At 52.0% G+C, this 19,167-nt stretch carries 19 protein-coding genes and 1 pseudogene; 5 read left to right on the top strand and 15 right to left on the bottom strand.

The annotated features are described in order from the left end of the window. Positions 1-186 precede the first annotated feature (186 nt). Complete coding sequence (gene pepT / locus ACB496_RS08260; RefSeq protein ID WP_100780553.1) at positions 187-1,410, top strand: peptidase T; 1,224 nt, start codon at positions 187-189, stop codon at positions 1,408-1,410. 46 nt (positions 1,411-1,456) lie between these two features. On the opposite strand, the gene ACB496_RS08265 is transcribed toward pepT, so the two are convergent. The 8 genes from ACB496_RS08265 to rluE all read right to left on the bottom strand — a co-directional run bounded on the left by ACB496_RS08265 (position 1,457) and on the right by rluE (position 9,275). Further along, on the bottom strand, positions 1,457-2,578 hold the full coding sequence (locus ACB496_RS08265) for a cupin domain-containing protein (protein WP_100780552.1): 1,122 nt from the start codon (positions 2,576-2,578) through the stop codon (positions 1,457-1,459). 90 nt (positions 2,579-2,668) lie between these two features. Further along, a complete protein-coding gene (gene phoQ, locus ACB496_RS08270) occupies positions 2,669-4,132 on the bottom strand; it encodes a two-component system sensor histidine kinase PhoQ (RefSeq protein ID WP_102103464.1) in 1,464 nt (487 codons plus the stop codon). After that, positions 4,133-4,804, bottom strand: a complete 672-nt coding sequence (phoP, locus tag ACB496_RS08275) for a two-component system response regulator PhoP (RefSeq protein ID WP_100780550.1) — start codon at positions 4,802-4,804, stop codon at positions 4,133-4,135. 125 nt (positions 4,805-4,929) lie between these two features. After that, positions 4,930-6,300 carry an adenylosuccinate lyase gene (gene purB / locus ACB496_RS08280; RefSeq protein WP_371974949.1) on the bottom strand — a complete coding sequence of 457 codons (1,371 nt, stop codon included), beginning with the start codon at positions 6,298-6,300 and terminating at the stop codon, positions 4,930-4,932. Positions 6,301-6,319: 19 nt separating this feature from the next. Next, a complete protein-coding gene (hflD, locus tag ACB496_RS08285) occupies positions 6,320-6,949 on the bottom strand; it encodes a high frequency lysogenization protein HflD (RefSeq protein ID WP_100780548.1) in 630 nt (209 codons plus the stop codon). A 27-nt stretch (positions 6,950-6,976) separates the two neighbouring features. Next, complete coding sequence (gene mnmA, locus ACB496_RS08290; protein ID WP_100780547.1) at positions 6,977-8,089, bottom strand: tRNA 2-thiouridine(34) synthase MnmA; 1,113 nt, start codon at positions 8,087-8,089, stop codon at positions 6,977-6,979. A gap of 40 nt (positions 8,090-8,129) precedes the next feature. Further along, the gene (locus ACB496_RS08295; RefSeq protein ID WP_268196332.1) at positions 8,130-8,603 is read right to left on the bottom strand and encodes an NUDIX hydrolase; all 474 of its coding nucleotides are present in this window, start codon (positions 8,601-8,603) and stop codon (positions 8,130-8,132) included. 9 nt (positions 8,604-8,612) lie between these two features. Next, entirely contained in the window at positions 8,613-9,275 is a 663-nt protein-coding gene (gene rluE, locus ACB496_RS08300; protein ID WP_371974950.1) for a 23S rRNA pseudouridine(2457) synthase RluE, read from the bottom strand. A gap of 108 nt (positions 9,276-9,383) precedes the next feature. Here rluE and icd point away from each other — a divergent pair, with 108 nt between their 5' ends. From icd to ACB496_RS08315, 3 genes are all read left to right on the top strand, one after another. Beyond that, positions 9,384-10,634, top strand: coding sequence for an NADP-dependent isocitrate dehydrogenase (gene icd, locus ACB496_RS08305; RefSeq protein ID WP_102103468.1), 1,251 nt, complete (start codon positions 9,384-9,386; stop codon positions 10,632-10,634). 152 nt (positions 10,635-10,786) lie between these two features. Then, entirely contained in the window at positions 10,787-11,605 is an 819-nt protein-coding gene (locus tag ACB496_RS08310) for a hypothetical protein (RefSeq protein WP_371974951.1), read from the top strand. A 1-nt stretch (position 11,606) separates the two neighbouring features. Then, entirely contained in the window at positions 11,607-12,341 is a 735-nt protein-coding gene (locus ACB496_RS08315; protein ID WP_371974952.1) for a hypothetical protein, read from the top strand. On the opposite strand, the pseudogene ACB496_RS08320 reads toward ACB496_RS08315, so the two are convergent. From ACB496_RS08320 to ACB496_RS08335, 4 genes and pseudogenes are all read right to left on the bottom strand, one after another. After that, positions 12,338-13,322 (bottom strand): annotated as a pseudogene (locus ACB496_RS08320) (tyrosine-type recombinase/integrase); the annotation flags it as partial. The gene ACB496_RS08315 and the pseudogene ACB496_RS08320 sit on opposite strands and share 4 nt — an antisense overlap. Then, positions 13,316-14,326, bottom strand: a complete 1,011-nt coding sequence (locus ACB496_RS08325) for an NAD-dependent epimerase/dehydratase family protein (protein WP_371974953.1) — start codon at positions 14,324-14,326, stop codon at positions 13,316-13,318. The gene ACB496_RS08325 and the pseudogene ACB496_RS08320, both read right to left, overlap by 7 nt. Beyond that, positions 14,319-14,906, bottom strand: a complete 588-nt coding sequence (locus ACB496_RS08330) for a TetR family transcriptional regulator (protein WP_371974954.1) — start codon at positions 14,904-14,906, stop codon at positions 14,319-14,321. Before ACB496_RS08330 ends, ACB496_RS08325 begins: the two co-directional genes overlap by 8 nt. A gap of 570 nt (positions 14,907-15,476) precedes the next feature. Continuing rightward, on the bottom strand, positions 15,477-17,045 hold the full coding sequence (locus tag ACB496_RS08335) for a methyl-accepting chemotaxis protein (protein ID WP_233210340.1): 1,569 nt from the start codon (positions 17,043-17,045) through the stop codon (positions 15,477-15,479). Positions 17,046-17,530: 485 nt separating this feature from the next. On the opposite strand from ACB496_RS08335, the gene ACB496_RS08340 reads away from it, so the two are divergent. Continuing rightward, entirely contained in the window at positions 17,531-17,779 is a 249-nt protein-coding gene (locus tag ACB496_RS08340; RefSeq protein ID WP_100780542.1) for a GlsB/YeaQ/YmgE family stress response membrane protein, read from the top strand. 55 nt (positions 17,780-17,834) lie between these two features. Here ACB496_RS08340 and yoaJ read toward each other — a convergent pair whose 3' ends face one another. The 3 genes from yoaJ to ACB496_RS08355 are packed head-to-tail and all read right to left on the bottom strand — an operon-like array spanning position 17,835 to position 19,079. Next, complete coding sequence (gene yoaJ, locus ACB496_RS08345) at positions 17,835-17,909, bottom strand: protein YoaJ (protein WP_107704291.1); 75 nt, start codon at positions 17,907-17,909, stop codon at positions 17,835-17,837. Further along, the gene (locus ACB496_RS08350; RefSeq protein WP_041689378.1) at positions 17,910-18,008 is read right to left on the bottom strand and encodes a YoaK family small membrane protein; all 99 of its coding nucleotides are present in this window, start codon (positions 18,006-18,008) and stop codon (positions 17,910-17,912) included. A 42-nt stretch (positions 18,009-18,050) separates the two neighbouring features. Then, positions 18,051-19,079 (bottom strand): sensor domain-containing diguanylate cyclase, encoded by a 1,029-nt coding sequence (locus ACB496_RS08355; RefSeq protein WP_100780898.1) that lies wholly within the window; start codon positions 19,077-19,079, stop codon positions 18,051-18,053. Between the last annotated feature and the right edge of the window lie 88 nt (positions 19,080-19,167).

Here is a 19,167-nt window from a genome sequence, read left to right on the forward strand (position 1 = left end):
GAGGGCGGTCATTCTACGGCAAACCACTGAAATCACCAATCCTTGTGACTGATTGATAAGCTACATTTATTAACGAATCACGACAAAATCGAAAATATTCTCGTTTACGGGATAAAAGTGACCTGACGCAATATTTGGGTTTTGATGCTTACTGATAATGTTGTCACAAAAAGTGAGGGTGACTGCATGGAAAAATTACTTGAGCGTTTTTTACAGTACGTTTCGCTGGATACCCAATCTAAAGCGGGTGTCCGACAGGTGCCGAGCACCGAGGGCCAGTGGAAGCTTTTAAACCTGCTGAAGGATCAGCTGGAAGAGCTTGGTCTGGTCAATGTGACCTTAAGCGAAAAGGGCACTGTGATGGGTACGCTGCCGTCGAACGTTAAAGGTTCGGTTCCGGCGATTGGCTTTATTTCTCACGTCGATACGTCACCTGATTTTAGCGGAAAGAACGTTAATCCGCAGATTGTCGAAAACTACCGGGGCGGCGATATCGCACTCGGTATCGGCGATGAGGTGCTCTCGCCGGTGATGTTCCCGGTGCTCCATCAGCTGCTGGGCCAGACGCTGATCACCACCGACGGTAAAACGCTGCTGGGCGCCGACGATAAAGCCGGTGTCGCGGAGATCATGACGGCGCTGGCGGTGCTGAAAGGCAAAAACATTCCCCACGGCGATATCCGGGTGGCCTTCACGCCGGACGAAGAGGTGGGCAAAGGGGCGAAACATTTCGACGTTGAGGCTTTCAATGCGAAGTGGGCCTACACCGTTGATGGCGGCGGCGTCGGAGAGCTGGAGTTTGAAAACTTTAACGCGGCTTCGGTGACCATCAAAATTGTCGGCAACAACGTGCATCCGGGGTCGGCGAAAGGGGTGATGGTCAACGCGCTGTCGCTGGCCTCGCGGATTCATGCGGAAGTCCCCGCTGAGGAGAGTCCGGAGCAGACCGAAGGCTATGAAGGCTTCTATCATCTCACCAGCATCAAAGGCACGGTGGACAGTGCGCAGATGCACTACATTGTTCGCGATTTTGACCGCAAGGCGTTCGAAGCGCGTAAGCGTAAGATGATGGAGATCGCCAAAAAAGTCGGCAAAGGGCTGCACCCGGATTGCTACATTGAGCTGATCATCGAGGACAGCTACTACAATATGCGCGAGAAGGTGATGGAGCATCCGCACATCCTCGATATCGCCCAGCAGGCGATGCGTGATTGCGACATCGAACCGCAGCTCAAACCCATTCGCGGCGGTACCGACGGCTCGCAGCTCTCCTTCATGGGATTGCCGTGCCCGAACCTGTTTACCGGCGGCTATAACTACCACGGCAAGCACGAGTTTGTGACGCTGGAAGGGATGGAGAAAGCGGTAAAAGTGATTGTGCGAATTGCGGAGCTGACAGCGAAGCAGTGAGAAAAAGAGTGCCCGGTAAGCAAAGTGCTACCGGGCACTTGTACACTCAGTCCTCGAAGAACCAGTACCCGCTGTTCACCAGCGCCGCCAGCATGGCGAGGAATGACGGATCTTCCAGCGCATCGCCGAAGGTCTCAGCATTCAGAACCATATGGCTCGCCAGCGCTTCCAGCGCAGGACGGTGCGGGGAATCAAGCTTCTCGCCATTGACGAAGATATCGTCGCCAATGCGCAGCACGCGTAACCCACCCAGACGAACCAGCGAATCACCCTGTTGCAGGGCATCATAAATCTCATCTGGCTGATAAGGCGGCTCGGCGGGAGCGACATCCAGCTCGTGACGCGACTGGCTGACAAACTCCCCAAACCACTGACGGAAATGCTCCGGCTCGTTAATCAGGCCCAGCATCATCTCGCGCAGTTTATCCAGCTCCTGCGGCAGAATGTCGGCAGGGTGCTCGCGCGCAGGAACATCCGGATCGCTGTAGCGATGGCTGCCCAGCTCGCGCTGCAGAACATAATCAGCAAAGCCGCTGATCATCTCGCGCCCGCTCGGCGCACGGAAACCCACTGAGTAGTTAAGGGAGTTTTCCAGGGAATACCCTTCGTGCGGGAATCCTGGCGGGATATAGAGGATATCGCCCGGCTCCATCTCTTCGTCGATGATACCTTCAAACGGGTCGACCTGGAGCAGGTCCGGGTGCGGGCAGTGCTGTTTCATCGGCACTTTCTCGCCCACGCGCCAGCGACGGCGGCCGGTTCCCTGAATGATAAACACATCGTACTGATCGAGGTGCGGGCCAACGCCACCACCCGGAACAGAGAAGGAGATCATCAGATCGTCCATGCGCCAGTCGGGCAGGGCGCGGAACGGATGCATCAGGGCTGCGGTCGGCTCATGCCAGTGGTTCACGGCCTGCACCAGCAGTGACCAGTTGGTCTCGCCGAGGTGATCGTAGCTCTCAAAAGGACCGTGGCTGACCTGCCATTTTCCATCCTGGTGGCTCACCAGGCGGCTGTCGACTTCGTTTTCCATGGCCAGGCCGGCCAGTTCATCCGGGGAGATGGGGTCGACAAAATTGCTGATCCCGCGTTTCAGAACGACAGGGCGTTTTTGCCAGTAGCGTTCGATAAACTCGGGCCAGTTAAGTGTTAAGTGATAATCCATAATTATATTTCCGCAGGCTCTTACTGACTCGGATTATAACGGAAGCGTAAGAGCCTGCGCGCGAGAATCTCGCTTTTTTCACATTCACCCCTAACTATCGTCAGATGAGGGGTGCTGACGCCCAAAAATCGCCACCATCCGCGCGCCGCCCAGCAGACTATCGCTGGTTTCGATGCGCCCGGCATACTGGTCGACAATCTCCTGCGCGACGGATAGCCCCACGCCCTGGCCAGGACGCAGCGTGTCGGCACGTTGGCCACGATCAAAGACCACGTCACGTTTGTTCTGCGGAATGCCGGGGCCGTCATCTTCAACGATAATGTGCAGCTCGTCGTCGGTCTGATGGGCGGAAACCTCGACAAACTCCAGGCAATATTTGCAGGCGTTATCCAGCAGGTTGCCCATCACTTCCATAAAGTCATTCTTCTCGCCGACAAAACTGATCTCAGGCGAAATATCGAGGCTAATGTTCACCCCTTTACGTTGATAGACCTTATTCAGCGCTGACGTCAGGCTGTCCAGCAGGGGGGCGACGGGGTGCAGTTCGCGGCTGAGCAACGGGCTGCCCGAGCGCATACTGGCGCGGTGCAGGTAATACCCAATCTGCTGGGAGATGCGGCTGATCTGCTCCAGCATCACCGGCTCGGCGTCGTCCACGCTGAGCTTTGAGCTGCGCATGGATCGCAGTGTGCTCTGCATCACCGCAAGGGGCGTTTTCAGACTGTGGGTGAGATCCGTCAGCGTAGTGCGGTATTTATCGTAACGCTCACGCTCGCTTTTCAGCAGGCGGTTAAGGTTGCGCACCAGGCTTGTCAACTCGCGGGTGGTCTGCGGATTGAGCTTATCCCGGTTGTGCTCTTCGAGTTCGCGAACCTCTTTCGCCAGCGATTCAATAGGGCGCAGGCTCCACCAGGCGGCGATCCACAGCAGCGGGATCACCAGCAGCAGGTTAGCTGCCAGAACGTACACGAACCAGCTCCAGACCATATAGGAGCGTTTCAGCTCAACGGGAATGGTGTCGATCACCACAATCGTGAGCTGCGGCATATCCATGGTCGCTGGGTAGAGATTGATCGCCACCGAGTGCGTCATCTCCGTATCGTCGTCATCCGCGCGGATTTCGTCGAGCTGACGCTGCATGGAGGCATCGTTGCCGAGCAGGGAGCTGGTGGAATTCAGATCGGCCTCAATTTCGTGGAAGCCGTTGGTTTTTAGCCACTCCGGACGAATACTTTTTTCCAGCCACGGGACATGTCGTTGCGCCCACAGCAGTTTGCCTTTCTCATCGTAAATCAGCGCCATCGTCGGGCTTTGCCGGTCCAGGTTTTCCGGCATCTCCACGCTGATGCGATTATTTTCCCATTTGGCCAGAGTGTAGAAGAGATTGCTCTCGCCGCGCAGCAGGCGGAAGGTGGTTTTATCAAAGCTGACGCTGTAGCCGACCAGCGCCACCATGCCGTAGGCGAGGGAGAGGATCAGCACCACCGCGGCGGTAGCCAGTAAAAAGCGGACCCGCAGCGACAGGGGCAGTAAATGGCGAAGGATTTTCTTCATTTAGCGTAGTTCAAACAGGTATCCCTGACCCCTGACCGTGGTAATGACATCCTGCGGGTATTGCGCCTGGATTTTCTTACGTAAACGCCCCATTAGCACATCAATGGTATGGCTCTCGCGCAGTTCGGCGTCAGGGTAGAGCTGGAGCATTAAAGAATCTTTGCTCACCACTTTACCGCTGTTGCGGATCAGCGTTTCCATAATGGTGTATTCAAACGCCGTCAGCTTAATGACTTCATCGTTGATGGAGAATTCGCGACGAGAGAGATCGACCTGGAACGGAGGAAGAGAGATCACCTGTGACGCCAGACCGCTGTTACGGCGCATCAGGGCCTGCATACGGGCAGACACTTCTTCGATATGGAACGGTTTGGTCACATAATCGTCGGCGCCTGCGCTGAGCACTTCGACTTTATCCTGCCAGCCTTCGCGGGCGGTTAAGACCAGCACCGGGAGGGAGACATCATGGCTGCGCCAGCGGCGGATCAGCGACAGACCATCTTCGTCCGGCAGCCCCAGATCGACGATGGCAATATCGGGCAGGTGCTCATTGAGATAATAATCCGCCTCTTTTGCGTCTTCCGCGTCGTCGACCTGATGCCCCATTTCCTGAAGCTGAACTTTCAGGTGATGACGTAGCAATGCATTATCCTCAACAACCAATACGCGCATCATCTCTTCTCCCTAAAATTAATGGTATGAATAGTTTAACGCTGATTATGTTGTTTTGGGGATAAACATTGAGTAAACCGCAGAGGAAGGAACCCTCTTTCCGGGCGGAAAGAGGGTAAGGGGAATTACTTCAGCTCATCAACCATAGCAATGGCGCGACCGATGTAGTTCGCCGGCGTCATTGCTTTCAGGCGCGTTTTCTCTTCTTCTGGCACATCCAGACCGTCGATAAACTGCTTCATGCCTTCGGCGTCCACTCGCTTGCCGCGGGTCAGCTCTTTCAGTTTTTCGTATGGTTTTTCAATGCCGTAACGACGCATCACGGTCTGAATCGGCTCTGCCAGCACTTCCCAGTTGTGATCCAGTTCGTCCAGCAGACGGTCACGGTTCACTTCCAGTTTGCTCACACCTTTCAGGGTGGACTGGTAAGCGATCAGCGCATAGCCGATGCCGACACCGAGGTTACGCAGCACGGTGGAGTCCGTCAGGTCACGCTGCCAGCGGGAGACCGGCAGTTTGCTCGCCATGTGTTGCAGCAGGGCGTTCGCCAGACCCAGGTTGCCTTCGGAATTTTCGAAGTCAATCGGGTTAACTTTATGCGGCATGGTGGAAGAGCCGATTTCGCCCGCGATGGTTTTCTGTTTGAAGTGGTTCAGCGCCACGTAGCCCCACACATCGCGATCAAAATCGATCAGGATGGTGTTGAAGCGCGCGATGCAGTCAAACAGCTCGGCGATGTAGTCGTGAGGCTCGATCTGGGTGGTGTACGGGTTCCACTGAATGCCCAGAGAGGTCACGAACTCTTCGCTGAACTGGTGCCAGTCCACTTCAGGGTACGCGGCGATGTGGGCGTTATAGTTGCCAACCGCGCCGTTGATTTTTCCGAGGATCTCAACCTGCTCCAGCTGACGATACTGGCGCTCCATGCGGTAGGCCACGTTTGCCATCTCTTTACCCATCGTCGACGGTGTGGCTGGCTGACCGTGGGTGCGGGAGAGCAGTGGAATATCACGGTACTGCACGGCCAGGTCTTTCACCGCGTCGATGATTTTGCGCCAGTAAGGCACCACCACCTCCTGACGCGCGGTAGAGAGCATCAGCGCGTGAGACAGGTTGTTGATATCTTCTGAGGTGCAGGCGAAGTGGATGAACTCAGACACCGCGTGCAGTGCCGGAACGCTTTCTACTTTCTCTTTCAGGAAGTATTCAACCGCTTTTACGTCGTGGTTGGTGGTGCGCTCAATGGTTTTAATACGCGCCGCGTCTTCTTCGCTGAACTCCGCGACGATTTTATCAAGGTAATCGTTTGCCTGGGCGTCAAAAGCAGGAACTTCCTTGATTGCTGCCTGGGTAGCTAACTTTTGCAGCCAGCGCACTTCAACCTGTACACGGAACTTCAGCAGACCATATTCGCTGAAGATCCCGCGCAGCGCGCTGACTTTATCGCCGTAACGTCCATCGACAGGGGAAACGGCGGTCAGTGAGGATAATTCCATAATTCGCAACTCCGGGAGGTTAACAATGAGCAAGAATTTGTTTTGCCTGAGTCGTCAGGCGATTACGAGAGAACATTAACTGCAGTCGGCCACCGCCAACCTGTTGCCACAGCACGGCGGCACGAATCCCGGCCAGCAGCGAGGCGCGAACTTTCGCCTGTACCTGCGGGCTTTGCAGCACGGCAGGGGAGCCGGTGACCTGGATGCGTGGCCCAAGCGGGCTGATGACATCGACATAAATCGCGGCCATCGCACTCAGCAGGGTTTCAGACTGCAAATCAAAATGGTCGAGCTGACGCTGCAGCCCGGCAATGCGGTTGCCGAGCGTATCCATCGCCCCTTTCGCGCTGTTGAGCTTACGCTCCAGCACCATCAGGCTCAACGTGTAGCGGGTCAGTTCTGCATTCAGCCCCTGGCGGTTACTGGCATTGAGCACGCCGAGCAGGGTTTCGAGACCGAGGCGAAGATTCGTTTCACTGCCACCGAACACCCCGAGCGTAGAGCCGGGGTTAAGGTCGATAACGCTGTTGAGCGAAACGTGCAGCGCGTCAGCATCGCAATGACCCTGATGCGCCAGCTGTTGCACCAGACGGGCTGACTGGCAAATTCCTGCCAGTGCCAGGGTGATGTCATAATAATTCTTCGCCACACAGGCTCCTTTTGGTGTGCAATCGGTTTAAACAGCGGCCAGCGGTAGACGCTGTTCAATGATCCCGCCGCCGAGGCAGATTTCGCCGCTGTAGAAGACGGCGGACTGGCCAGGCGTAACGGCAGAGACAGGCTCGTCGAAACGCACTTCGATGCGTTCGTCATCAATGGCCGTTACGGTGCAGGGGATATCAGTCTGACGATAGCGGGTTTTCACCGTGCAGCGCAGGGTGCCGGTGAACGGTTCGCGATCGACCCAGTGCAGCTGCTGGGCAATAAGGCCGACGGACATCAGACGCGGATGTTCGTGCCCCTGAGCCACAACCAGAATATTGTTTTCAACGTCTTTATCGACCACGTACCACGGCTCTTCGCTGCCGTCCTTGGTGCCGCCGATGCCCAGCCCTTTACGCTGGCCGAGGGTGTGATACATCAGACCCTGATGCTCGCCGACGTCATCGCCGTCAACGGTGATAATTTTGCCCGGCTGCGCAGGCAGATAGCGGCCGAGGAATTCGCGGAATTTACGTTCGCCGATAAAGCAGATGCCGGTAGAGTCTTTTTTCTTCGCGGTAATCAGATCCAGATCTTCAGCAATTTTACGCACTTCCGGTTTTTCCAGTTCACCGACCGGGAACAGGCTTTGCGCAATCTGCTCGTGGCCCAGGGTGTAGAGGAAGTAGCTCTGATCTTTGTTACCGTCGAGACCGCGCAGCAGCTGGCTTTTGCCATCCACATCGGCGCGACGCACGTAATGGCCGGTCGCGATAAAGTCCGCGCCCAGATCTTCGGCGGCGAATTCGAGGAACGCCTTGAATTTGATCTCTTTGTTGCAGAGGATATCCGGATTCGGGGTGCGGCCCGCTTTGTACTCTTCGAGGAAGAGTTCGAACACGTTGTCCCAGTACTCTGCAGCAAAGTTTACGGTATGCAGCTCAATGCCGAGTTTGTCGCACACGGCCTGCGCATCCGCAAGATCCGCCGCAGCCGTGCAATATTCCTCGCCATCATCTTCCTCCCAGTTCTTCATGAACAGGCCTTCCACCTTATAACCCTGCTGTTGCAACAGGTAGGCGGAAACGGAGGAATCGACACCGCCGGACATGCCGACGATTACTTTTTTCTGGCTGTTATCTGACATGGAATACTCACGACATTGAACTTAAAGGCGGCGTATTCTATCACGCGCCCCCGGTGTTGGCACCCTCTGTAAACGGCCAGTTAAATTCCGCGATCACCTCAAGCGGCAAGCGGCTGCCGGACTGATAGCAACGAATACTTTCGGCAACCAGCGGTGAGCGCAGGTTTGGGGCATTTAGGATCTCATCAGCAGTGACCCACAGGCAGCGATCGATGTCGTCGTCGTGCGGCTCAGTGGCGCACATTTCGTTAAGTTCGACGACGAACAAAAAGCGCAGGAAGGGGGTGCGATCGGGGGCGATCCACTGATGCAGACGAACAAAGTGCTGCGGCTCGGCATGAATGCCGGTCTCTTCCCACAGCTCACGGCGGGCGGCCTGCACCAGGGTTTCGTCGGCTTCGAGATGGCCTGCAGGCTGGTTCCACAGCGCTTTGCCGTTGATGGTCTCTTCTACGACCAGAAATTTTCCTTCGGCGTGAACTACGCAGGCGACGGTAACGTGTGGTTTAAACATCTGTTCTCCTTAGATTGAATCGATCGGGATCTCTCGCCACTCACCGGACGCCAGCGTGTCGAGCGTCAGGGAACCCATCGCATAGCGTATCAGACGTAAGGTTGGAAAACCGACATGCGCCGTCATGCGTCGCACCTGTCGATTCCGTCCTTCGTATAAGGTGATTTTCAACCAGCTGGTGGGGATAGTTTTGCGCTCGCGAACGGGTGGATTGCGCGGCCACAGCCACTGCGGTTCCTCGACCCGTTCGACACTTGCGGGCAGAGTGGGGCCATCATTGAGCGTAACGCCATTGCGCAGAGCCTCGACCGCGTCCTGCGTCGGCTCGCCTTCTACCTGCACGTAGTAAATTTTGCCGGTACGTTTGCCTGGCTGAGTCAGCTGCGCCTGGAGCTGACCGTCGTTGGTGAGCACCAGCAGCCCTTCGCTGTCGCGGTCCAGACGGCCTGCGGCATAAATTCCTTGTAACGGGATGTAATCTTTTAGCGTGCTGCGTCCCGCCTCGTCTGTGAACTGCGGCAGAACATCGTAGGGTTTATTGAAGATAACCAGCCGCTTCGGTCCAGTGTCAGGCTTTTTTTTGGCGTTGCGTCGGGTGCTGAATCGTTCAACTTGGTGATTTCTAAAAGAAGTTTTGTTCATAGTGTTTTCAGAATGAATGTATTCACGCATTATAACGGAAATTCATGAGTGATTGGCGCGAGCCAGATATTCGAGTAGTATGAGGTCGCATATTACAACTCATTAACAAAAAACCAGAAGCGCTCGAAGGAGAGGTTAATGGAAAGCAAAGTAGTCGTTCCGGCGGAAGGTAAGAAGATCACCCTACAAGATGGCAAACTGAACATCCCTCACAACCCAATCATTCCTTTCATTGAAGGTGATGGTATCGGTGTGGATGTGACGCCAGCCATGATTAAAGTGGTGGATGCCGCCGTGCAGAAAGCCTATAAGGGCGAGCGGAAAATTTCCTGGATGGAAATCTATACCGGCGAAAAATCTACCCAACTGTATGGCCAGGATGTCTGGCTGCCAGAAGAAACGCTGGACCTGATTCGTGATTACCGTGTTGCCATCAAAGGCCCGCTGACTACCCCGGTCGGTGGCGGTATTCGTTCCCTGAACGTGGCTCTGCGCCAGCAGCTTGACCTGTACGTATGTCTGCGCCCGGTGCGCTACTACGCAGGCACGCCAAGCCCGGTGAAACACCCTGAACTAACCAACATGGTTATCTTCCGTGAAAACTCCGAAGACATCTATGCGGGTATCGAGTGGAAAGCCGACAGCGCCGAAGCTGAAAAAGTGATCAAATTCCTGCGTGATGAGATGGGCGTGACGAAGATTCGTTTCCCTGAACATTGCGGTATCGGTATCAAGCCGTGCTCCGAAGAAGGCACTAAACGCCTGGTTCGTGCAGCCATCGAATACGCTATCACCAACGATCGTGATTCCGTGACCTTGGTTCACAAAGGCAACATCATGAAGTTCACCGAAGGCGCTTTCAAAGACTGGGGTTACCAGTTAGCGCGTGAAGAGTTCGGCGGTGAGCTGATCGACGGCGGCCCATGGGTGAAAATCAAAAACCCAAATACCGGCAAAGAGATCGTGGTCAAAGACGTGATCGCCGATGCGTTCCTGCAGCAGATTCTGCTGCGTCCAGCTGAATACGACGTGATCGCCTGTATGAACCTGAACGGTGACTACATCTCCGACGCCCTGGCAGCTCAGGTTGGCGGTATCGGTATCGCCCCAGGCGCAAACATCGGTGACGAGTGCGCACTGTTCGAAGCAACCCACGGTACAGCACCTAAGTATGCAGGCCAGGATAAAGTGAACCCAGGTTCCATCATCCTTTCCGCAGAAATGATGTTGCGTCATATGGAATGGTTCGAAGCCGCAGACCTGATCGTAAAAGGTATGGAAGGCGCGATCAACGCGAAAACCGTAACTTACGATTTCGAACGTCTGATGGAAGGCGCTAAGCTGCTGAAATGCTCAGAGTTTGGCGACGCGATTATCGCGAACATGTAATCCAGAGTCTGGGTTAAACAAGAACGGGGGCCGATTGGTTCCCGTTTTTATTATTAGTTTTTGAACGGTTATCAAAAAATTATCAAAATAAGTTGTCAAAACTAAACAGGTTAAGACATATTCATCACATGGTTAATATTTGGAATTAGAAAATGGAAATTCATGTTCCCATGGAAGTAGTTGTAAGCGATGGTGAAGAGCGTTTCACTGAGTTGGATTTTTACTATGGTTCCAAAGCGCTTGAAGGTACTTCTGAAATTGTTACCGTTCTCACTAATACTATCCTTAACCGTGAAGTGGTTACAAAAATCCCTTCCATAGAGGGTATTTCAGCATCATTTCGTACAAGTTATGAAGGATCTTTCAGACAACGGTTCATGCTAAAGATCATAGGGGACGAGCAAAGAAGAAATTTTGAGGCTATTGGAGAGGGAGCATTTCTCGATGTAATGTCCTATTATCTTACAAGGCCTCTTTTAACGCCGTATAACTTCAGTTATAAGAGAGCGTCAAGAATAGTTGAAGAACTTCAACCGGATTATAGGTCGTTAATGAAAAGACTTTATGGACCGTTACTTAAACTCCATAAGCCGATTGAAGAACAAAATTATAAAGTAGAATTGAAACGGAGAAGAACGAATTTAGTTAGTTATGACAATTCCACGCTTGAAAATTTGACTATTGAGCGTGCTGATGCCGAGAGAATTATTATTGAGGCTTCGATTACTAGATTTAACCGTTTGACTGGAACGGGAAGACTTATTCTCGAAGAAGATTCCGAATCTGTAAGTTTTGAACCTTCTTTGCTTTGGAGAGAATTCCCTTTGGAGCAAAGACGCAAACTTTCAAGAAATTTAGATGTCAACACTGACAATGCGAACTTTACTCGTTTACGCTTAGAGGTTACAGCAATCAGAAACTTTCTTGGTGATATCAAAAAATATAGTCTTCATAGGGTTGTAATGGATTAACATGATCAGATACATCGCATTTTTAGTAATACTGGTTACTTGGTTAATTTACTTCTCAAAATTTGATCCGTTCAATGGTTTTCCGATTGATAAATCTGAGTGGGGAACATTTGGAGATTTTGTTGGCGGTGTTACCAATCCAATTTTAACTTTCTTTACCATGATAATGTTGATTAAATCAATTAGTCTTCAAAAAGAGGCAAATGAAAGCTTAATAAAACAGAACAAACATATGCACGAGGATTCAGAGAGACAAAAAGAGATGGATGATCTGCGCTCTTTTGAATCGTCATTCTATAATTTAGCTACAGTTTCTAGAAGAGAGTTTGATGCACTCAAAATAAATGGGAGAAATAAGAAAACATATACCGACGCAAATGCAGTTGTTTATTTAGAGAAGTGTCTGATAAATGCATGCAAATCGAATAATGCAGAAGAGTTAAAAGATATATTTTCCAGATTTGATACTGAGTCTTCTATGGCTATATTTTCTGCTGTCCGTAGTTTTTATGTCCTTTTCAAATTCACTAATGAATCTTGTCCTGAGAAATATAAGGAGAGATATTATGAAATCGCAAATTACACCATGCCTGTAAAATTCTTACATTTAGTATGCCTTGCTTATGTATTCGGTGATTGGAAAATAACTAAAGACTTCGAAAGTTATGGTTTTTTTAAACGAAAAGGTCTTGATTCCTACATCACCGATTTTACTAATGTTAAAAATTTCTATTAAATTAATTTTATCTCCTGCCAATCCTTCCCCCTATCATCATGATATCTTTGAGTTTGCGCAGGTGATTTGTGACCCAGAAGTTTTTGGGTATCTATACCCTGAGCTTCGTACAGTCGCTCTGCTAAAGATCGTTGTTCGTGGAACGTTGCTGGAGTACCATCTCCCCAATTTATTTCTGCTTTATCACGGGCCTTACTAAAATTCATTGTTATTGTGTTCGATTTAACCTGTGCACCTCGTTCAGCCATTGAGGTCGCTCGGAAAAAGTGAACCAGGTATGGGCTCACAGCATAATCGCGGCAACTCGCAACTACATCCCTCAAACTCCAGTCAATCGCATTAAGTCTAAGTGATAGTGGGATCGCAAGCTTGCTCCCCGTCTTCTCCTGTACCACATGCAGATGGTCATCCCAAATATCGCCAAACTTCATGTTGGAAATATCCCCGAGGCGCTGACCCGTTACGAGTGCCAATAGCATTGCATTGCCCATGTATTGATGGCAGGCATCAGCGATCTCGAAAATCTTTTGCCATTCGTCTAGGTTTAGACGCTGTCGGCTAATCCGCCGGCGCGGTTGTTTTGTAGCAAGGGCCGGGTTATAACCCCGCGGTACCTCGCCATAATGTTGGGCTTCCTTAAAAACATCGATAAAAACAGAGCGGATTACTTGGGCTATCCTCGGATGACCTTCTGCAACATAGGACTCCAGTATCTGGGCAACATCCCGAACATCGAAGGCTGATATCAATTTCATTCCTACACTCTCGCGAAGTAGGGCGACGGGTTTAGCCTTTTGCTTATGAGTGTTCGGTCTGATATCACCATTCTCCAGTCTTTCATCCTGGATTTTCCAATAACGATCCAACCATGTATTTGTTGATATCGCTGTTCCTTTGCTGGTGGCGATCTTGTCGCTGATAGCCAAAACGTTTCTGGTGCGCTAGCTCAGCTACTCCCGAATTGGCTTCGATTACTATTGCTGTTTATTCAGCTTCATCATTCCCTCATGCAACGTAATCTGAGGGTTATAGCCCAGCTCCTTTCGGGCTTTGCTAATGTCGAGGGTCACTTCGACGGCAGAGGTGGCGTAGGTTTGCAGATTTAACGGGCTGGTAACACGGCCCCTGGTGAGGCGGAATAAGCCGTCCCCCAAATGGGCAAGTATCCTGACCAGACTGCGCGGAACGCGCTTATCCGGAGCCGTTATGCCCTGAGTGGCGAGCAGTTGGCTGACGAAATCACGAAAAGTATGAGGTTCACCGTCGGTGAGGAAATACACCTCTCCGCTTTTGCCGTATTCGGCTGTACGGCTGATGCCATCGCAGAGATTATCAATGTGGGTCGTTGAAGTCAGGTAGTTGCCGCCGTCAATCCAGGCAAATTTCCCGGAGGAGACCGCCGCGACAAGCTGTGGCAGGGCGGTAGTGTCGTCTTTTCCCCAGACAAATCGTGGGCGCACCACGCTGACGCAGAAATTTTCATTTGCCTGCGCAAAGGCTGCCTGCTCGGCGGCTGCTTTACTTCGGCTATACGCCCCGGCAAATTTTTGTGGCAGGGGATGTGTCTCAGAGGCCATTTGCAGCGGCGCACCTGTCAATAACACCGACTCGGTACTGATGTGTACAGCTCGGGTAACGCCCGCCTGGCGTGCTGCCGTAAACAGCTTTTCGGTCCCTTCAACGTTGACCTGCCATTGTTCTGCCGATTCATATCCATGTGACGTATCGGCAGCCGCGTGAATGAGAAGGTCGCAACCCGTGAGGGCATCCACCAGGTCTGTTTCGCACAATGAACCGTAGACTGGCGTTCCACCCACGTGGCGAATGATTTCGGCTGCAGCCTCGCTTCTGGCCAGCGCCCGGACATCTGCCCCCGCTTCGCGATAATGGCGAATGATGTTTCTGCCGACAAAACCACTGCCGCCGGTGACGAATACTCGGCGTTGGGCCATGGCGGCATTTAAATCGTGCGGATGTTTAGTCATCTAAAGTCTCCCGGGGTGCCGAAGAAGGTACATTTTGTTCCGCGAGCCAGCTGAGTTCCTCGAGGATTTGCGCCCGTTCTACGTCGGTCCATTTATGGAAATCGAGAAAATCGAGAAACTTAAAACCTTCAAGCGCCAGATAGGCCAATAGTGCACCGCGAGGCTGGGCAGAGGTCGAAATAATGCGTTGAATAACGTCATCCTGATGCTGTTGCATGGTTTTTCGCAGTTCAGGATTCAGGATCAGCGCAGAACTGAGGTTTAACGCGACCGGGCGGAACTCCTCCGGCGGTGGCGTTTTAGCGACCTCAATACGGCCTTTTAGCGCTAAGCTGTCGACGTCCCCCAACTGCAACTCCGCGTCCTGATGAATGCTGTCATCACGCTTCATTGCGCGTGTCACCAGCGCTTCCAGCAGCGCCTGTTTGGTTTTATGCACGTACAGCACGCTGGCCTTGCTAATCCCTGCCTGATGCGCGACAGCGTCAATCGTCAGGTTAGCCACGCCGATTCGGGCCATTACCGCTTCCGCCGCATCGAGAATGCTGTCGGTGCTGATCTCTTTTCTGCGTCCCATCATTCACCCTATTTATTTAAACATCCGGTCGGATATTAATTGCATTACGTTTGCCGCGCAACAGATATCCTGAAGAGAACAGAAGGTTAGGGATCAGCAAAACACGAGAATCTCAGGCGGTGAAAGCGATGCGGCGTCGTGCGCAATTGTTTGGTGCAGGAAGGTGATCAAGAGCATCCAGCCCTCTGTAAAAACGTGTTGCATTTTACTGATCAAAAACCCTGGTGAATCACTCCCGGCTAGCTACGCTTAAACAGGTAACCGATATCGGGAGGGGTTATGCTGACTCATTCTGAAGCCAAACGGTGGGCATCGATAATGCTGAAATCGGCATTATGCGATGGTATGAATACTGACGAGATTTCCCGACAGGTACACCTGGTCTGCGATCATCACGGGCGAGAGTGTCTTGAGGAGTTAATTGAGGAAATCTTAATTGAAGCAGGACGAATAGGGCCTAAGCACAGCAATGGCGAAATTCACCATCACTGAGCTTCAATATTCTGCTCATCGTATCATCCATCATGATGTCTCTTGCTGGATCCGGGAGCTTCCGCTCCCGGACAGCCCGTCTTAGTAAACCTCTTTCACTTTGAAAAGCGACACAGAGTGTGACAGCAAGTTTGCCTGCTCGTTGACCCCCGACGCGGTGGTCGCCACTTCCTCCACTAGCGCGGCGTTTTGCTGCGTGACGTGATCCATCTGGGTGATTGCGATACGAATTTGCTCCACCCCACGGCTTTGCTCTTCCGACGCCAGCGCGATGTTTTCCATCATCACATTGACCTTACTGACGGCTCCGCTGATATCCAGCATGGTCTGGCTGGTTTTATTGGCCAGTTCAGCCCCTTCTTCAATATACAGGCGCGATTCGTTGATGAGCGTGGTGATCTCTTTTGCAGAGTCCGTGCAGCGGCGGGCGAGGTTTCTGACTTCGCCTGCGACCACGGCGAAACCGCGCCCGGACTGGCCTGCACGCGCCGCTTCTACCGCGGCGTTCAGGGCCAGAATGTTGGTCTGGAAGGCAATGCTGTCGATAACGCTGATGATCTCAACCATCTTTTGAGCGCTCTGACTAATGGCGTCCATTTTTTTCATCATGCCCCGCATCTGCTCTTCGCCTTCGTTGGCAATTCCGGCGGCGTTTTGCACCATCTGTGCCGCCTCAAGGGCATTATCGGTATTCATTTTCACCGTGGAGGTGATCTGTTCCATGCTCGCCGCGGTTTCGACTACGGCTGCGGCCTGCTCTTCGGTACGACGAGAAAGATCGTTGTTGCCGGATGAAATCTCCTGCGTGCCAATATTGATGGACTCAACGCCCTGACGGATAGAGACCACCGTCGAGTTCAGTTCAGCCTGCATGGTTTGTAAGGAGGCGAACAACAAGCCAATTTCATTATTGTTAGCGACGTGAATATCTCCGGTCAGATCGCCTTTACCGATAAATTCAAAATGCTCAGCCACTTCCTGCAGCGGCAGGATTAACATTTTCCGCATCCAGGCGTTGATAACAAAGAACAACACGGCGGCAAGAATCAGTAAGGCGATCATCACGTACAGGGCAAATTGATAAGAACTGTTGCTGTAACTAATGACGCCATCCAGATTACGCTGCGTGGTATCAATATAAGAGTGATATTCATCATCCCAGGCCTGACGCACCTGCAGGGTCGTGTCGAGATATTTGGCCAGCGCCAGTTTCAGTTCCTGCGGATCATTAATATTAATCAGCAGGCCGGAGTTGTGAGCAATGACGGCTATTTGCTGATCGTAACGGTCTTTCATTCTTGCGCCCACTTCCGGATGAATGGTGGAAAGCCCCGGGATTTGCACAAACAGCTGGTATTGCTCAGCGGCGGTCTGCATCTCTTTGCGGATACTGGCCTGAATCGCCGGCTCATCAATATCATCGCCGTGGGTTTTCGCTTGCGAGGCTGAATCAATAATCACCCGTGCGCGCAAAATGGCATTACGCACGTTGTTGAGCGCTTTTTGTTCTCCGGCGTTATAACTTAATGTCTGAATATCATTATTGCTGCGGTGGAGGAAATAGAGTCCCAGCCCGCTGGAAAGAATGAGCATAAGCGTAAAAGTCGTCAGAACGATCAACAGCCCGACTCTGATTTTAATATTTTTCACAGTAAACCCCTTTATAACCTGTAACGAAATACCATCAATGTTGGAAGGGTTATCGGCAGGGGTAAAAGGGGCTTGATTGAGAGAAACATCAAAACCAGTCCAAAACCAAAATATGATGTTTACTGTTTTTTCTGAGGGGAAATGCGATATTTAAACTTGATGATCCGGATGCGTATCCCAGGTGAGGAGGGCAACGGCGCAAAAAAAAGCCCACTAAAAAGTGGGCAAGAAATACTGGAAGCAATGTGAGCAATGTCGTACTGAATACCTGAGTGATTTGCTCAACTATTCAGTGTTGAGAAAGATAATCTTTCTCAAATGAAGTTGCAACCCCATCTTTTGTGTGGTGCGTGATTTTTTTAAGTGCTGATAAAATGTGCAAACAGGCAGCGTGATCCCTATCACAAATATCATTTTGGTGATCCTGTGCTATCCTTTTCTGTGTCGTTGATTTAATGACAAAAAACCATACAGAGAGGAAAGCTATGGGAATTTTATCCTGGATTATCTTTGGGCTTATTGCGGGGATTCTGGCGAAGTGGATCATGCCGGGCAAAGATGGCGGTGGGTTCTTCGTGACAGTAATACTGGGGGTCGTGGGCGCCGTGGTCGGCGGCTGGATCAGCACCCTGTTCGGTTTTGGTAAAGTCGATGGCTTCAATATCGGCAGCTTTGCTGTTGCGGTAGTGGGTGCGCTGGTAGTTCTGTTTATCTACAGAAAAATCAAAAGCTAACAGCGTTCACCATCAAAAAAGGCTGCCAGAGGGCAGCCTTTTTAGTTTTCCGGGTTCACCACCAGCCAAGCTGGGTACCCGCTACCGCCACGACCGCGACGATCAACATAATGATGGTTGTCTTACGCATTTATGCCCCCGGCGCGGCGTAACCGCCGACAAAAAACCACGTTAAAAATACCACTGCCGTTATAAAAATAACGACCGGGAAAACAATTCCGATCCTCATCACATCACCTCTAAGGTTTCCTTGCCCGCAGAGTGTACGGGGTTACTCATCCGGGAGAAAGCGTGTTTTGCTTTTGCCTTTTTTATCCAGGTACATGGCCGTATCCGCCGCGCGCAACGCGCTGTCTGCATCGGTACTGGCAGGATCCACTGCCACCACGCCCAGGCTCGCGCCAGGGTAGACCAGGTGTACGTTTCCAAGCCAGTACTCTCCGGCAATCGACGCGCCAAGCTGCGTGCGCAGAATATTGATTTGCGCGTTATCGACCGCTTTTTCACCCTTACTCAGGCAGGCCACTAAAAACTCATCGCCGCCGAGCCGCCCGACGATGTCGTCTTCGGTTTGGCCGTCGATCAATCGTTTACCGACCTCAACCAAAAACTGATCGCCCGTCTCATGGCCGTAGCGATCGTTGATGAGCTTAAAATCATCAAGATCGATGTAGGCGATGATGGCATTTCGCTTGAGGTGGCGCGCCAGCGAGAACAGGGTATTGAGATTATCAAAAATCGCCCGACGGTTGGGTAAACCGGTTAACGCATCCGTATAGGAATGCGCGATCAGCGCCGCGTTCGCCTCTCGCAGCTGGATTACCAGCGACTCTTTTTGAATGTACTGCGCAATCAGCCCGGCAAAAAGCTGCAGGACCTGCTCGGCCCGGTCGCTTAAGGTCTGTTTTTGCGTGCTGGCCGCACAGAGGGTGCCGTACAGCGAACCATCTGCCAGATGAATAGGAATACTCACGTAGGTTGTGATGCCCAGCGCTTTGGCGGCGTCGCAGTCGGCCCAGCGTTCCGCGACCTCATTACTGAAAAAAGAGTTGCTATCGATGGCGCGCTTACACAGCGTATCGCCCCAGGGCACGCTCAGCCCTTCTGGGATCTGCATCTGCTTACTGTTGCGGGCGTAAAGAATATGCTGCAAACGCGCATTGATATCGACTTTCGTCAGATAGGTCGATTCCATCTCGGTGACAATCTCCAGCATTTCCAGGAGCTGTCGAACCAGGCTTTCAAGGGATTGTTCTGTCGCAAGGGTTTCTGAAACACGGGCAAGAATAATATCCGACATGACGTGGGTAAACTCCCATGCAGAAGACGCCAGTATCTGCATGTTGTGCTGAATTTTTCGGCTGGGGCATAGTAAAACACGAATACAG

The sequence above is a fragment of the Lelliottia nimipressuralis genome (assembly GCF_041464075.1).
Lineage (GTDB): Bacteria > Pseudomonadota > Gammaproteobacteria > Enterobacterales > Enterobacteriaceae > Enterobacter > Enterobacter nimipressuralis.